This is a genomic window from Pseudomonas sp. Sample_23 (assembly GCF_004307595.1).
Lineage (GTDB): Bacteria > Pseudomonadota > Gammaproteobacteria > Pseudomonadales > Pseudomonadaceae > Aquipseudomonas > Aquipseudomonas atacamensis.
Window position 1 is genome coordinate 1 of the sequence record NZ_RCNX01000004.1, and the last position, 16356, is coordinate 16356.

At 59.6% G+C, this 16356-nt stretch carries 10 protein-coding genes and 1 pseudogene; 3 read left to right on the top strand and 8 right to left on the bottom strand.

Annotation, left to right across the window (positions count from 1 at the left end):
- Positions 1 to 2: 2 nt before the first annotated feature.
- Positions 3 to 191 (top strand): annotated as a pseudogene (locus D8U82_RS00390) (YebG family protein); the annotation flags it as partial.
- A gap of 184 nt (positions 192 to 375) precedes the next feature.
- Here the strand turns inward: D8U82_RS00390 and D8U82_RS00395 are convergent.
- Positions 376 to 1395, bottom strand: coding sequence for a Glu/Leu/Phe/Val dehydrogenase dimerization domain-containing protein (locus D8U82_RS00395; RefSeq protein WP_016771635.1), 1020 nt, complete (start codon positions 1393 to 1395; stop codon positions 376 to 378).
- Between the two features lie 184 nt (positions 1396 to 1579).
- Between D8U82_RS00395 and D8U82_RS00400 the strand changes: the two genes are divergently transcribed.
- Positions 1580 to 2383 (top strand): transglutaminase family protein, encoded by an 804-nt coding sequence (locus D8U82_RS00400; RefSeq protein WP_024011653.1) that lies wholly within the window; start codon positions 1580 to 1582, stop codon positions 2381 to 2383.
- A gap of 140 nt (positions 2384 to 2523) precedes the next feature.
- Here D8U82_RS00400 and maiA read toward each other — a convergent pair whose 3' ends face one another.
- Genes maiA through hmgA form a run of 3 tightly spaced genes read right to left on the bottom strand, consistent with a single transcriptional unit; the run spans position 2524 to position 5784 of the window.
- Positions 2524 to 3159, bottom strand: a complete 636-nt coding sequence (gene maiA / locus D8U82_RS00405) for a maleylacetoacetate isomerase (protein WP_130888941.1) — start codon at positions 3157 to 3159, stop codon at positions 2524 to 2526.
- Between the two features lie 12 nt (positions 3160 to 3171).
- The gene (fahA, locus tag D8U82_RS00410) at positions 3172 to 4476 is read right to left on the bottom strand and encodes a fumarylacetoacetase (protein ID WP_130901475.1); all 1305 of its coding nucleotides are present in this window, start codon (positions 4474 to 4476) and stop codon (positions 3172 to 3174) included.
- A gap of 3 nt (positions 4477 to 4479) precedes the next feature.
- Entirely contained in the window at positions 4480 to 5784 is a 1305-nt protein-coding gene (hmgA, locus tag D8U82_RS00415; protein ID WP_122750886.1) for a homogentisate 1,2-dioxygenase, read from the bottom strand.
- Positions 5785 to 5947: 163 nt separating this feature from the next.
- Between hmgA and D8U82_RS00420 the strand changes: the two genes are divergently transcribed.
- On the top strand, positions 5948 to 6727 hold the full coding sequence (locus D8U82_RS00420; protein WP_024011648.1) for an IclR family transcriptional regulator: 780 nt from the start codon (positions 5948 to 5950) through the stop codon (positions 6725 to 6727).
- Positions 6728 to 6754: 27 nt separating this feature from the next.
- Here the strand turns inward: D8U82_RS00420 and D8U82_RS00425 are convergent, their stop codons facing one another.
- From D8U82_RS00425 to D8U82_RS00440, 4 genes are all read right to left on the bottom strand, one after another.
- Positions 6755 to 10219, bottom strand: coding sequence for a DUF6543 domain-containing protein (locus D8U82_RS00425; RefSeq protein ID WP_130901476.1), 3465 nt, complete (start codon positions 10217 to 10219; stop codon positions 6755 to 6757).
- Between the two features lie 151 nt (positions 10220 to 10370).
- Positions 10371 to 12926 (bottom strand): LuxR C-terminal-related transcriptional regulator, encoded by a 2556-nt coding sequence (locus D8U82_RS00430; protein WP_130901477.1) that lies wholly within the window; start codon positions 12924 to 12926, stop codon positions 10371 to 10373.
- Between the two features lie 138 nt (positions 12927 to 13064).
- Positions 13065 to 14432: a DUF1329 domain-containing protein gene (locus D8U82_RS00435; RefSeq protein WP_039759308.1), complete on the bottom strand. Its 1368-nt coding sequence runs from the start codon at positions 14430 to 14432 to the stop codon at positions 13065 to 13067.
- A 23-nt stretch (positions 14433 to 14455) separates the two neighbouring features.
- Positions 14456 to 16249, bottom strand: a complete 1794-nt coding sequence (locus D8U82_RS00440; RefSeq protein ID WP_130901478.1) for a DUF1302 domain-containing protein — start codon at positions 16247 to 16249, stop codon at positions 14456 to 14458.
- Between the last annotated feature and the right edge of the window lie 107 nt (positions 16250 to 16356).

Consider the following 16356-nt stretch of genomic DNA (forward strand, 5'->3'; position numbering starts at 1 on the left):
TCATGGATAAAGCCGAAGCTGATCGTCATGACAAAATGCTCGAACTGGCCGAATATCTGGCCGATGTGCTGCAAAAAGCCGTTCCGTCCCTGACCGAACAGCAAGTGGAAGAAGCCGGGATCTACATGGCGAAGAATCGTGATGTGTTCGCCCGGGCATTCAAGAGCCAGCCCGATGCGCTGTCGGAGCTGATCAATGCGCCGGCCGAGCCTGTCGAAAAAGCTGAAGCGGCAGAACCTGACGAGGCGCCGGCGAAGCCCGCCAAAGCAGCGAAAGCGCCGAAGTAATCAGAAAGATCGTCCGATCGCGGCCCGAGCCTTCGGCAGCTACTGCATTTCGAGTGCAGGAGCTGCCGAAGGCTGCGATCTTTTGCTTTCAGCGATACAAAACCTTTTCCGCCAACTCATCCGCCACCCGCGCCGGCGAACGTTTTTCCGCCTGAGCATGGGCGAAGACTTCGGTCAGCCGCGAACTGATTTTCGACAGATGCGCCGTAATCGTCGGCAACTCCTCGCCACGATGTTTAAGCGAAACGTAAATAAGCCCGCCGGCATTGATCACATAGTCCGGCGCATAAAGAATCCCGCGCCGTTCCAGTTGATCCGCCACATCCAGATGGGAAAGTTGATTGTTCGCCGAACCGGCCACAGCAGAACAGCGCAGTTGCGACACAGAGTGACTGTTGAGCACACCGCCCAACCCACAAGGCGCAAGAATGTCGCAAGGCGTGCTGAGCAATGCGTCGTTGGCGATCGGGTGAGCATTGAGCTGCTCCATCGCCAGTTGCACCTTGCCGTGGTCGATGTCACTGACCAGCAACTCGGCGCCGGCAGCGTGCAGTTGCTCGGCCAGTGCATAACCGACGTTGCCAAGCCCCTGAATGGCAATGCGCAAACCTTCGAGGTTGTCGCTGCCCAGACGCGCCATCGCCGTGGCGCGAATGCCGGTGAACACGCCCATGGCCGCGTGCGGTGCCGGATCGCCTGCCGAGGTGGTGCTGGTGACATGCCGGGTCTGCTGGGCAATGCAGTCCATGTCCGCCACTGAAGTGCCGCTGTCGATGGCGGTGATGTAGCGACCGTCGAGCTGCTCGATGCAACGGCCGAAAGCCTCGAACAATGCGGCGCGATTCTCGACATGGGCCGGGCGCACGATCACCGCCACCCCGCCGCCCTGCGCAAGACCGGCCAGCGCCGCTTTGTAGCTCATGTTTTGCGCCAGGCGAATGGCGTCCTCGACCGCAGATTCGTCGTTGGGATAGGCAAGGTAACGGCAGCCGCCCAGGGCTGGCCCCAGGCGACTGTCATGAATGGCAATGACCGCCTTCAACCCGGTGACCGGGTCCACGCTCAAGTGCAGCGATTCCAGGCGAGTGCTTTGCATGAGAGCGAACATCGACAGGCTCCCGAATCACTTCTTGTAGAACGCCAGTATAGGCTTGCCCCCGAAAATTGCTGGCGCGCACCGGCATGAGCCGCCGAGCGGACAATGTTGCGCCGCTATAACTCGCGCTCAACGCGCCCGGCACTGGACGAACAACACGGACGGGGCTAAAACGAGGCATTGGAGGGAGATTCAGATGAGTGCGCGCCAACGCTTTTTCGAATGCCTGCATCGTTCACCGCCGGCCCTGCTGGAAGCTGCGCTGTGGATAAGTGCCGAGCACGACAAAACCCTCGAGCCCGAGGCATGGTTGCGCACCTTCAAGGATCTGCAACTACGCGTCAGCTATGGGCTGCCGATGCTGCCGGTCAGCGAACTGGCGCAACCGCTGTTGCGGCGCATGGTCGATCTCGGTTTCGCACAGGATGATTTCCTGCCGCTGCGCCCGCAGGCGGCGCTGCTGCATCGTGTGTTGCACACCCAGCGCGGTCAGCCGTTGGCATTGGCGTTGATCGCACTGGAACTGGCGCATGGCCTCGAGATTCCTTTGGTCGGGGTCAACTTCCCCGGGCATTTCCTGTTGCGGGTACCCGGCGCCGACCACTTGCTCGACCCTTGCGGCGGGCGACGCTTGTATCCCAACGACTGTCGCGAACTGTTGCAACGCCAATACGGGCCGAACATGCAGCTCAGCGCCGAGCATCTGCTGACGGCCACGCCAGTGCAGATGCTGCAGCGTCTGTCACGCAATCTGCGCCAATTGCATCTGACCCACGACGATCACATCGCCGCGCTGATCGACGCAGAACGAGTGCTCGAACTGGGTGATGCGAAGGCCTCTGATTACATGGCCCGGGCCAGTCTGTATCAACGGCTGGATTGCCCGAACGCTGAACGCTTCGATCTGGAGCATGCGTTATTGCTCAGCGAAGACCCGATCCAGCGCCTGCGCCTGACCGAACGCCTCGGCCATCTGCCGCCCAACTCCGTCGTGCATTGACCGCTTTTTGCAGGTTTGCCCCCATCCTTGAGGCCCACACAAACCTGTGTGGGAGCGAGCCTGCTCGCGAAAGCGGTGTGTCAGCTGAATGAAAGGCCACTGACACGCCGTCTTCGCGAGCAGGCTCGCTCCCACAGGAATTACGGGGTGTCTGGTTGATTGGCAGGATGCGCCTTGATAAACGCCGGATGTTCAGCCGCCAACGCAGCCACACGGCAAATCTTCGGATACGCCTCCAGGCTGACGTTGAACCGCTCTGCCGCATACAACTGCGGAATCAAATACACATCCGCCACACACGGCCATTCGCCAAAACAGAAACCGCTGTCGCCGATCAACTGCTCCACCGTTGCCAGCCCTTGGCTGATCCAATGGCTGATCCACTCCACCACCTGCGTTTCATCCTGCCCGGACTGGCGCAGGCGATTGAGCACGCTGACGTTGTGCAGCGGGTGCACATCGCAGCCGATCACCGCCGCGACACCGCGCACCTGCGCGCGCGTCAGCAGATCATCCGGCAGCAACGGCACCTGTGGATAACGCTCTTCCAGATACTCGATGATCGCCGGCGATTGAATCAGCAGCGCACCGTCATCGGTGCGCAAGGTTGGCACCCGGCCCTGGGGATTGAGCGCCAGATACGCCGGCTGCCGATGTTCACCACCCGACGGTGCGATCAGGTTGACCGGCAGCGCCTGGTAATCGAGGCCCTTCAACGCCAGTGCGATTCGCACCCGGTACGATGAAGTGGAACGGTAATAGCCATAGAGATCCATAAGCCGCTCCTGTCAGCGTGCAGCGATCACGGTGCCGCGACATTCGCCGAAGCCGATCGAGGCAAAACCGTCGCGGGCGCAGCGAGCGCGCAGGATGATTTCGTCACCGTCCTCAAGGAACTTGCGCACTTCGCCGGAAGCCAGTTCGATCGGTTTCTTACCGCCCTCGGTAATCTCCAGCAGGCTGCCAAACTGGCCGTTTTCCGGGCCGGACAAAGTGCCCGAACCAAACAGGTCGCCAGCCTGCAACTGGCAACCGTTGACGCTGTGGTGCGCGACCATTTGCGCGACGGTCCAGTACATGTAGCGGGTGTTGCTCAGGGTCAGGCGATGGGCGGGCAGGTTCTGCTCGCGCATGGCTTCGGTGCGCAGCAGCACTTCCAGTTCGATGTCGAAAGCGCCGCCATCCTGATCACGCTTGTCGAGCAGATACGGCAGCGGCTGCGGATCACCTTCAGGGCGCGCCGGCTGTGCCGTGCGGAACGGCTCGAGCGCTTCGGCCGTCACCACCCACGGCGAGACGCTGGTGATGAAACTCTTCGACAGGAATGGGCCGAGTGGCTGGTATTCCCAAGCCTGGATATCCCGCGCCGACCAGTCGTTGAGCAGGCAGAAACCGGCGATGTGCTCGGCAGCGTCACCGATGGCAATCGGCTCGCCCATCTCATTGCCCTGGCCGATCCAGATGCCCAGCTCCAGTTCGTAATCCAGACGTGCGCATGGGCCGAATACCGGTTCGGTCTGCCCGGCCGGCAGCGTCTGGCCCTTCGGCCGGCGCACGTCGGTACCGGACGCTCGCACCGTGGAAGCGCGACCGTGGTAACCGATCGGCACGTGCTTGTAGTTCGGCAACAGCGGGTTATCCGGACGGAACAGTTTGCCGACGTTCTGCGCATGCTCGATGCCGACGTAGAAGTCGGTGTAATCGCTGATTCGCGCCGGCAGGTGCATCTGGCAATCGGCAGCCAGTGGCAAGACTTTCGCGCCTTGCGCTTCGATGCTGCCGCGCAGGGTACTGCCTTCACTGAACAGTTCGATCAGCCGTTCGCGCAGGGCAACCCGCGCCTCACGGCCAAATTCGAAGAACGCGTTCAACTGCCCGCCGTGCATGGCTTCCACCGCACTGCGTGCGACACCGTCGAACAGCCCGGCCTCAAGCGCCACCTGCAAATCGAAAATGTGCTCGCCGATCGCCACGCCCGCGCGCGGACTGCAATCGTTGAGACTGAACACGCCCAGCGGCAGATTCTGCAACGGAAAATCGCTGTGACCGTTGGCCGAAGCGACCCAACTGCGGGTGATGGAATTCTGTGTCATGGGTTATCTCCGGGTCGGGTCGAACGTGGCGGGCAGCGAGGCCCAGCAAGCGTCATAACTGGATTGCAATTGAGGGCAGTCGAGGGCGAAACGGCTTGGGCGCAGCACCTGGCTGGTCTCGAACATGAAGGCCATGGTGTTATCGATTTTTGCAGGTGCAAGCTCGGCGTTGATCGCCCTGGTGCAGGTCTCGCCGTCGGGGCCATGGGCGCTCATGCAGCTGTGCAACGACGCGCCGCCGGGCACGAAGCCTTCAGCCTTGGCGTCGTATTCGCCCTGGATCAGGCCCATGAATTCGTTCATCAGGTTGCGATGGAACCACGGTGGCCGGAAGGTGTTTTCGGCGACCATCCAGCGCGGCGGGAAGATCACGAAATCGAGGTTGGCCAGACCGTGCACGCTGGTCGGCGAGGTCAATACGGTGAAGATCGAAGGATCCGGATGATCGAAACTCACCGTGCCAATGGTGTTGAAACGGCGCAGGTCGTATTTGTACGGCACGTTGTTGCCGTGCCAGGCGACCACATTGAGGGGTGAGTGATTGAGTTCGGTGGCCCACAACTGGCCAAGGAATTTCTGCACCAGAGTGGTCGGTTGCTGGAGGTTTTCGTAGGCGGCGACCGGGGTAAGGAAATCCCGTGGATTGGCCAGACCGTTGCTACCGATCGGCCCCAGATCCGGCAGGCGCAGCGGCGCGCCATGGTTCTCGGCGAGGTAGCCGCGTGCCTGTGGATCGAGCAGCTCGACGCGAAACTTCAGGCCACGCGGTAGCACGACGATTTCCAGCGGCGCCACCTCGAGTACGCCCAGTTCGGTGGCGATACGCAGGCGACCGAGTTGCGGCACCAGCAGCATTTCACCGTCAGCGTTGAAGAACACCCGCTCCATCGAACGGTTGGCGGTGTAGTTATAAATGCTGATGCCGGACGGTTTCTCGGCGCCGGCGTTGGCCGCCATGCTGACCAGGCCATCGATGAAATCCGTCGGTTCGGTAGGCAGCTCCAGTGGATTCCAGCGCAGGCGATTGGGCGTCACTTCACCCAACGGTCCGCCGGCCAGTTGCCGTTCCAGTTTGACGAACGCCGGGTGGTTGGCCGATGGCTGAATCCGGTACATCCAGGTGCGGCGCGCTTCGCTGCGCGGCATGGTGAACGCGGTGCCGGAGAACAATTCGGTATACAGGCCATACGGGGCTTTTTGCGGGGAATTCTGGCCAACGGGCAGCGCGCCGGGCAACGCTTCGGTGCTGAATTCGTTGCCGAAGCCGGACTGGTAAACCAGGTCCTGCGCGGTTGAATCGAGGTTCATGGAGCCTCCTGAACAGGGAGTCGGCAATGGCCCATCGCTCTGGCTCAGAGGTCTCGGCACGCCGGGGTTGTTATTATCGTAATCTGATTACGCATAACGTAATTTGCTCGCTATCCAGCGTCAAGCTATAAAGACGCCCATTCGAACCGGAACCGCCAGCCCCATGGAAAAAACCAGCGACAGCAACGGCAAACAGAAAGTCCGCTCCGCCGAGGTCGGCACCGACATCCTCAAGGCTTTGGCCGAGTTGTCACCGTCGACTTCGCTGTCGCGTCTGGCCGAACACGTGCAGATGCCGGCGAGCAAGGTGCATCGCTATCTGCAGGCGTTGATTGCTTCGGGATTTGCCGAACAGAACGCCGCCACCAACCATTACGGCCTCGGTCGCGAAGCGTTGCGGGTGGGCCTGGCCGCACTCAACAGCATGGACGTGCTGAAAGTCGCCGCCCTGCCGCTGTCCGAGTTGCGCGACGAACTCAACGAAACCTGCTTTCTCGCGGTGTGGGGCAATCAGGGTGCAACCGTGGTGCATATCGAACCGGCGGTGCGCGCGGTGACAGTGGTGACGCAATTGGGTTCGGTGCTGCCGCTGCTCAGTTCGTCCACCGGGCTGGTGTTCAGCGCTTACCTGCCACACCGGGAAACCGATGAATTGCGCGAACAGGAAATCGCTGTCGCGGAGCATCCGCTCAAGGATGAAACAGCCTATGCAGCGCTGTGTGAACAGATCCGCGAACGCGGTCTGCATCACGTGCATGGTTTGTTGATGCCGGGTGTGGATGCGCTTTCTGCGCCAGTGTTCAACGCGGTCGGCCAGATCGCTGCGGTGCTGACCATCGTCGGCCCGACCTCGCTGTTCCACGCCGACGAAAACGGCCCGGCGGCGCAGCGGTTGTTGGCTGCGACGCGGGCCGTGAGTTGGCGCATGGGTTACGAAAGTTAAGTAATGCTTATGTGCGCTCGAAACGACTCAACGCACCGTGGTCTTGCTCAATGCGCTGTCACCCTCTTGCATCAGTGACTTGAAGAAACCGATCAGCTCATCGGCGGGGTCTTCATGGCCGGTGTAATACGTGACGAGTTCCGCGACCGTGCGGGCGTCTTCAAACAGACTTAGAAATGAGCGTTGCGCACGGGTAAGTTCTTTAACCGGCGCCCCCGCCGCTGCAGCCTGACCCAATGTCAGCAGTCCGCTCAATACATCCTGCACATGCCCCAGCGCGGCGGAATAATCACCCCGTCGGTGCGACTGCGACGCGTCGTAGATGCTTTTCATCACCTGCACAGCCACCACCACAGTGCCTACGGGTGGCACCACCAGGCTGACGATGTTTGCGGCCTTCAACAGGTTTTCATAAACCAGGGCGGCAATTATTTCATTGAGACTGGTGGTCCGTTCGTCGATGTCACTCAATACACGGCGCACTCGCTCGTCGTGGAAAGTGAACAGATCGGGCAGTAACGAACGCTGCTGCGTGCGAATGACCGGTCGGGTATCAACCGTTGCGACCAGATTATCGAAGTAATCATTGATCACTTTCTGGTCAACCAGCAGTATCCGCTCGCTGTAGTAGGTCCTGAACGGGCCTTTGCGAAAACGAATCGAAGGAATGAAATCAGCGATCGGCCGGAAGCTGACTTGATCCGGCGCGTCAGGCGTATAGAGCAAGTCGAAGAAACCTGACGATAACTTCAGTCGAAAAATATAAACGCCGCCAACTGTACGGTCACCGGCAGCCGTCAGACCCAGCGTGCCGATGTTGAATTTATACAGCCCGATGTCGCCTTCGGAGACGCTATTGACGATTGATGGATAGCCGCCACCTTCTTTCAGATTGTCGATAATCCGTTGGACAGCAGAGAAAGATTCAGTGGTTAATCTGCCGTTGGTATAGTCGGCAAATGCATTGCGGTACATCTCACAGCGGATTTTCCGGGCGTGTACAGCGCGTTTGAATGAGTAATCAGGATGCGCCTTGTTCTGATATTGCTCTTTCAGCATCGCGGTATATCTGTCGCCGGGTCGGAATGTTTTCGACAGCGAGGAAAGGTCGCGGATATCCAGTTTTTCAACGATGGGATGGCCGTTGACCAAATAGTATTTCGGGCTGAATTTCGTTTCGTAGGCCGGATGCGCCGCTTCAAAAGCGAGTCCTTCAAGCAAAACGTCGGTAACGCTCTTACGAAAGTCTTCGGTTTGCACAATGATCTGGTCGGGATTGACCGAAACGTAACTGCCACGCGAACGCAAAATGTCTTCGATCTGAGCTTTCACCGAGTCGTAAGTGAATTGCTCGAATGTCGGAAAACCATTGTCTCGCGCCTCAACCATGGACAGTGCCTTGAATTCGGTGCTCAGACGCGAATAGCGCTTGCGGCCCTCGAAGCCAAGCGCGCGATAACCGGCCGGTGCAATGGCTTTGTGCAGGGCAACTTCGGCTCGGTAGGCGACATTCGCGTAGTCCGCCAACGGTGCTTTGGCGTTCAGATAAAAATCGACCGGCCGGCTATCAATCGTGTAGCGATAGCTCAGTTGAGTGCCAGCGCTGCCAAGCAACTCACCCGCCTCTTGCAGGTAGTCGGGATGGATCATCAATGCGGCGTATTCACGATCCGCCGACAATGCCGACTCCAGCCAGCGGTTCGCGGCGTAGATATCGGGAAATTTCTGCAGTTCGAATTGTCCTCCAGCTGTTTTGACCAGCATCAGCGACGGCACGTATTCTTTGGCCGAAATCATCAGAACGTCTTTCAGCGCTGGCGCTTGCAGTCTGATTTTCAACCCCTGAATAGTCACCGCAGGATCATTGGCCATGGCCCGCGCGATGATATTGGCATCAGTGGAATCCAGTTTCCCGGAGTGACGAGCAACAAAAGCCGCGAACTCCATCTGACTGCAGAGATAGTTGCGATAAGCCTCCTGGTAAGCCACCGAGGGCGAGTATGCAAGACTGCCGGTAAATTCCAGTCGCAGGTTACGATTTTCCAGCCACTGTTCAAGCGCTACTGCCGTCAGCCGACTTCCGGCAGGAGCGCCGATGATAGTCAGAGCCGCTTTATAACCAGTGTCGTGCAGCCCGAAAACAATAAACTCCGTCAGCGTCCGGGTTTCTTCCTGTTCGATAGTACGCCCGGCAATTTGCAGACTGTACGAGCTATGGACACTTATCGATTCCGGATCCAGTTGTTCACCAAGTACCCTGTCCGCCCATTCGGCGAATGTGCGCACTACATAATCCTTGAATGAAAAACAGGCATCGAAGGTGTTTGAATAGACAGCCTGGTATTGATCCCGCGACTCTTCAAGCTCGCTATAGCGCTGTTGCATATCGCTACCCGCGGCATGCAGCCATAGCGGCCAGTCGGTGCGTTTCAATGCAGCCCAAAGCAGATAGAAGCGGGTTTCGATGCCGTAACGCAGCACATGCAGGCCTTGATTGTCCTGCAGCATGGAAGTCAGCGGTTTTGCCAGTTGTTCCTGGCCGCCGATCAAGAGTGAAACACTTTCAAGCTGACCTTTGAGGTGAGCCTCGGCACAAAACGCATGAGGACTTTGCGCAGCTTTCAGATACCTGATCTGTTCTCCACCCAAGGACAGTCGCTGCTGAAGTTTGCTATGCAGATCGATATTTTTTTCAAAAAATTCAAAGCCGTTCTCCGGCGTATGCAGGAGATAAGAGGTTGACTCATTCACCAGCGGCATTTCTGCATCCGCACGCTCGGCGTTGTCCAGAACGAAACAAGGCTGAAGCGACAGCAGGTAATCCCGTTCAGGTTGCAGCCTGACTTCAAACGCTGCGCGACCGCCATCTGCGTCGAGCAGATGAGCGAATCGCTCGCCCAACCAGGCGTCAAAATTGTTGGCCATGACCGACAGCGAAAGCTCTGCACTGGTGACCACGGCGCAGGCTTCGATGAAAGCCTGCTTATTAGACAACGGTGCCGTGTCCGGTCGCATGGACCTGACTGGCGCCGCCCAGAACTTTGCGATCTCGGCTTGCAATGTCTTTTGCAACCCGGTGGTCACCGCAGCAATCAGATCCTCGACAATAAGGACATTGAGAGCATTGACCTTGAACTGCTCATTCCGGGTGTCCGGCAGAGAATAAACCCCATCGCCGCCCATTATGTAAGCGGGGCTGACATTATTATCAAGACAATGAACAGTCACTTCCCAAAGAGTGCCAGAAGGACGACTTCCATTATCGGGAAAAGCCGAGTCCGTATTGATGTAAACATTGTCAATATCGATTGTCTTGCCCAAACGCTTCAATTCACTGTCAAGCATGCTGCGAAGAATATCCAGCACGCTCGGCATGGCGTCGACGATCTTGAATAGATCTTCCTTTGCCTGGATTGCCTTTTCCCACTCTTCAGGCCAGGTAACTTGCTCACCCAAAGAACCACGCATCAGACTTTTATATAACTTGACCACATCTTTTCCTTACTTGACTATCCAGAGCTGCGAACACAGCCGCTGTAGATAGCTGCAAGGTAGTTTCTTTTCCAGGCAACTTGAAGGGCGAACAATTTACAAAACATGCCAACAAACACATGCAATCTTTTGTACTGCAAAACTTCATAATCTAAATCAGTATCCCCATCAACTTTGCTTTTGCCACCGCTTGAGTTCTGCGCTCCACACCCAACTTTCCGTTAATACGTCGCGCATGGGTTTTTACTGTATGCAATGAAATAAACAGTTGTTCGGCAACCTGCTGATTCGAAGCACCTTGAGCAATCAATGTCAGCACTTCGCGCTCGCGTCGACTGAGGCCCGGGGCATGATCAGCGTTATCGCTCAGCCAGACAGGAATCTGCTTGCCACACGCCGTGCCGGCGCTGCCTCGGCGTAATTCCCACTCGCGCATGGCTTGCTGCAACCGGCAGCGCTCCGCAAGCATTGCGGCTCGCTGGAAAGCTTGCTGCGCCGCCACCGTGTCACCGTGCAATTCGGCCAACTGGGCGAAGGCCAGCAGCAACTCCGTTTCCGCCGCCAACATGCCTTTGGCCTGAGCGCGTTTCAGCAATCGTTCAATGGTGGGCAGAGCGGTTTCGTCAGGGATCGATTGCGCATTCGCGCAGGCCAGCAGGTATTCGATGCGAATAATCAGTTCGAACGTCGCGGGTGGCGCCTGCAACGCAGAAGGTCCCCGGTAATGCCGTAACAGTCGGCTCAACGCTTCTTGCACAAGATGCGGTCGGCCCTGCTGCAACCAGAACTGGCTGCTGACCTGCAACACAACACCGCGATAGACTGTATCGGGAATCTGCCGCTGCTGCATGACCCTTTCGGCCTCGCGCAGGCGCTCGAAAGCGCAGGCATAATCGCCGCGATTGCCGGCCAGTTGCGCCTGCCCGAGGTAGCCGTACAAGACTCGTTTGTCTGCACTGCGCAGGCAATCTTCAAGACCCTGGCTGAACAACTGCGCAGCCTGCTCTTCAAGGCCCATGCACAGCGCCAGTCGTCCGCGTCGCAAGGCGATACGGCCGAGCAGCGGCGTGGGCACCATGCTGCGCTGACGCAGCAAGTGCTCGATCTCCACCAGCAGGCTTTCCGCACGCAAAGGCGCGCCTCGCTGCTCGAGCCATTGCGCATGATCAAGCTCAAGCAAGCCTTCGAACAGCAACGAGCCGTGAGCCCGCGCCAGGCACAGCGCCTCGCGGTTGAGGGCATGGGCCTGATCGAGCTCACCGCACAGCAACGCCTGCTGGGTCAGTCCCGACAGGCACATCACACGGGCCTGCCAGGCATCGTCAGCCAGTGCGGACAACGCCTCCTGAAAGCAGGCGCGTGCCGGCTCCATTTGCCCTTGCAGGTGAAACAGCCATCCCTGTTGCGCCTGCCAGCGGGCCAGCAGTTGCTGCTCCAGCTGCGCTGTCGGTTGTGGCATGAAGCGGCCGAGATGAGCCAGGCATTGCCCGGCCTGTTCGAACCGGCCGGCAAACAATAAGGCGCCCGTGACCAGCACGATCAGCTGGGGTGTCATCAGGGTCAGCTGCTGGCTTTGCTGCTCGTGCAAACGCAACAGCAGGACGACCGTCTGGTCTTCGAACAAGTCTTCGAAGCTGAAATGCTGCAACAGGCTGACGGCAGTTTCGTATTCCTCGGCCAACAACGCTTGTTCGAACGCCGCTCGCCAATCCTGCGTCGCGCTGAACCACTGACAGGCGCGCCGGTGCCAGGAACGCGCACACGGCCAATGCGATTCCTGGATGATTCGCGACAGCGGGCGGAACACCTGGAGCCAGTCAGCGGACGCTTGCCAAGGCTCGATGAAGCAGCCCAGCACTTGCAGATCACGCAGCAACTGAGCGCCTTCGCCAGGGCCGAACAAATGCTCGCATAACGGCGCGTTGAACCGTGGCAGATGAGCCAGCACACGCCATGCCTCGTCCTGCTCCGGCGTCAGGTTGCTGAAGAGTTCGTGCTGCAGATAATCGAGCAGAGTGTCGACACGCTGCTGCGGCTGCAGGTTTTGCGACCAGTCGCACTTTTGCAGGAGCGCCATGCGCGCCCCCGCGCACCAGCCGCCGGTATGCTGGATGATACGGGCAGCGACACGCTCGGCCTGGTCTGGCGGCAAATGGTGCAACACCGATACCACTTCATCGTGAGTCAGCGCCAGGCTGGCGCTTTCGAATTCGTAGAGTTCGTCATCGAGCAACAGCCGCGGCCAGTTGCACTGCGGCCGGCGCCGAGTGCTGACCCACCAGGTGAGCGCCGGACTGCTGACCGCCAGCAAGCGATCCAGCAGCGCGTCCACAGCCGGATCCGGCAGACGACTGTAATCATCGATGAACAGCGAAGTCGGCCTCGACCAATGGGCCAGCTCCGCCATCAGTTGCGTATCGTCAAGGCCTTCGACCAGCCCGAGCGCCCGCGTCAGACGCAGGCAGAATTCTTCAGTGCTGAGCGCCGCTCCCGCCAGCGGCAGCCAGATTGCCTCGCACTCTGCACGCGCCTGAAGAAGACATTCGGTGAGCAGTGCGGTTTTGCCACTGCCCGCGGGCGCGCACAACAGCTTCACCCGCGCGCTGGATGCCAGCAAAGGTGCGCTCAAACGGCTGCGAAGTTGATGATGCGAAGAAAGCCTGGGCAAAAATCCGGGTCGATCCAGGCACGGGGTCATGGCGGTCATCGGGTGAGCCTTCTTATCGTTGTGCGCTCACCCTAGCCCTCTCCCGCGCCCTTGTTGACAAGTATTCAGCACGCTGATTGATGGCCATAAAAAAGGCGACCGTGCGGTCGCCTTTTGTCCAGCGGTACAGCAGACCCGTTACCGTACGCCCTCGGCGCGCAGAGCCGACGGGGTGTAATCGGCGGCCTTGGCTTCGAAGCCGAATTCGAAGCTGTGCTTCTCTTCGTTCTTCATGCCCAACGCAATGTAGCGGCCGGCAATGATGTCGTAGAGCGCTTCCAGCGTGTAAGCCTGGGCCTGATGATCGTAGTAGTACTGCGCGTGACCTTCGGCGACGCGCCACAGTTGCCCGCGACCGTCGTAGTGATCGGCCAGTGCCACTTGCCAGCTGTCCTCGTCGATGTACATGTGGCGCTTGGCGTAGATGTGCCGCTCGTTCGGTTTCACCGTGCCGATCACTTCCCAGACGCGGTGCAGTTCGTAACGGGTCAGGTCCTGATTGATGTGCCCGGCCTTGACGATGTCGTCGTACTTGAGCTTCGGCGAGTCGAGCTTGTAGCTGTTGTAGGGAATGTACATTTCCTTCTTGCCGACAAGTTTCCAGTCATAGCGATCCGGCGCGCCGGAGAACATGTCGAAGTTGTCCGAAGTCCTCAGGCCATCGGCCGCTGTACCCGGGCCGTCATAGGCCACTTGCGGTGCGCGCCGGACCCGGCGTTGACCGGCGTTATAGATCCACGCCAGACGCGGTTCCTTCACCTGATCGAGGGTTTCGTGCACCAGCAGCACGTTACCGGCCAGCCGCGCCGGGGCGGTCACCGATTGCTTGAAGAAGGTCAGCACGTTGGCGGCTTTTTCCGGGTCGATGTCTTTCATCAGTTGCGGCACGGCGATCTCTTCTTCGAAGCGGATCGGCGTGTAGCTGCCGTTGGTCTGCGGCGTGACCTGGGTGATGATCCGCCGCAGATTGCCACCGTGATAACGGGTGATGTGGTTCCACAGCACCTCGACGCCGTTCTTCGGAATCGGGAAGGCGTAGTAGCGATTGCCGGTGAAATTGGCCAGGCCGTTGCCATCGTTGATCGCGTTGACGTTCAGCGCGCTGCGCTTGGCCGACTCGTAGATTTCCGCTGGCGCCCCCACGGTGCGGTGGGTCGGGTAGACCGGGATCTTGTAGGTTTCCGGGTAACGTTTGAACATCGCCACCTGGCCATCGGAGAGCTTGCTTTTGTACTGCTCGACGTTCGCGGCGGTGATGGTGAACAACGGTTTTTCGTTGGCAAACGGGTCGGCGAGGAAGCCCTTGCTGTCCACCGCACCGGCGTTTTTCGGGATGCCGCCGGTCCAGGCCGGAATCGATCCGTCCGCATTGCCGGCCTTCTCGGCGCCGAGCGGGGTCAGGCTGGTGCCAAGTTTGTTCGCCTCATCCGGCGACACCGCCGCCATCACGTTGGCGGCCAGCAGACTCAAGGCCAGCACGCCACATTGCAGAATCGTTTTGCGCATTGCAGTCATCCTTCTCGGGCAGATCAGAAGTTCACGCCGAAGCTCAGGGCCACGAAGTCACGGTCTTCGAGGACGTTGTAGTCGCCACCGAAAAAGTCGGTGTAACTCAGGCTTGCGGTGTAGGTGTTGCGGTAGTCGGCATCGACGCCGAAGCTGATGGCTTTCGCACCTTCGTTGAACAGACCGTTGGGGCCGTAACCGGCGACGTCATGGGACCATGACAGGTTGGGCTTGAGGTTGATCCCGCCGATGACGTTGGCGTAATCGAGAATCGCCCGGGCGCGATAGCCCCACGAAGTCGAGGTGACGAAGCCGTCGGTATCGCCGCCGAATCCGTACTGACCGTAGACCGAATCACGGCCGTAACGCAGCTCACTGCGGGACTCCAGACCACCGACATGCACCACCGCCGCTTCGCCGACCACAGTCAAACGTTCGGCGCCGAGCACCTGATCGAAGAAGTGCGTGAGGGTGCTCTGGATTTGCGTGACTTCCTTGCGCCGGTAGCCTTTGTTGTCCGCACCCGGCGAAGTAGCGAGTGGCGATGCGGTGCCGCCGGCAATCGGGTTGACCAGCGCCAGGGTCAGGTCGTTGGTGTTGACCTGCACCGGCGCGTTCGGCCGGTAGCTGACCTCGCCGGTCCACGCGGTGCCGGTGGGCAGAGTGGTGGAGAAACTCGCGCCGTACAGGCGAATGTCTTCCGGGTATTCGAGGTAGTACTGACCGCGCCCGAGCATCACGCTTTGCGCCAGCCCCGCACCGCTGCCAGGCGCAAGGCCGTTGGCAATGCCGACCATGCCTGGCAATGCCGCCAGTGTCGACAGCCCCGCCGTGGTGGTGCCGACCGTCGGCGTACGGCTGTGGTAATTCATGAAGTAGAGGCCGTACTCGGTGTCTTCGCCGAGCCAGCGCAGCGCCGTGCCCCATTGCCCGGAATCGCGCGCATCGCGATCACCGCCACGGGGGATCACCACGCCCTCGCGGGTGACCTGAATGCCTTGGCCGAACGCGGTGGTCAGCGGCACCAGTGGCGCCACAGCCGGACTGCCGACGGTGTAGCCGTTGTTGCAACCGTCCGCCGCCACGTCGACGCCAAAGAAGGTGCCGCAGTTGTCGAGAACGGTCTGGTCCCACTCCAGTTGGTAGAAGCCTTCGACCGAGAGTTTGTCGGTCAGGCTCTGCGAACCAAACAGCATGTTCACCGGAATCAGGCCTTCCTTGATCTCGGCACCGGGACGCCGGAATGCCGAGACGTCGACCGGGTTGATGCTGTTGATCGAGTTGCCGATGAAGGTACTTTCGCCCCAGCTCACCACCTGCTTGCCGGCCCGCACAGTGCCGGGCAAATCAGCGATGGCGTAGTTGTGATAGACGAAAGCATCGAGGACCTGCGCGCCGGAAGACTTGGCGCCTTCCTTGCGGTCGCTGTCGCTGATCTGTTTGAACTCGCGGTCTTCGTCCTTGAGTTCGAAGTCGTACCAGTATTTGCCCCGCACGAACACGCCGGTATCGCCGTACTTCAGTTCGAGGTCGTGGATACCCTTGAAGATTTTCGAGAAGGTTTCGCCCTTCTTGAAATTCAGCCGCCCGTCATCACCGGTGGACGATTGTCCGCTGCCGCCATTGACCGTGCCGACCAGCGAACTGTCGGCATCGCGCAGGCCCCAGCTCGCGCCGACCGAGAGTGACGAGTCGAAGGTGCCTTCGATTTCGCCGATGTTGAAGGCGACCGCGTGCGCCTGGGCGCCGCAACCCAGAGCCACCGCAGCGGCCAGCGCCTGCGGTGTGAAGATGGCGCGCATTGTTGTTTTTGTCATGCGTCTTCCCCGGTGAGTGACAGAAGGCCCCACCCTACTGCCGGTCGCTGCGGTCGATAAGCGCACCAAGGAGGTATTTGCGTTGTCGCTCGAAAGGATGAATGGCC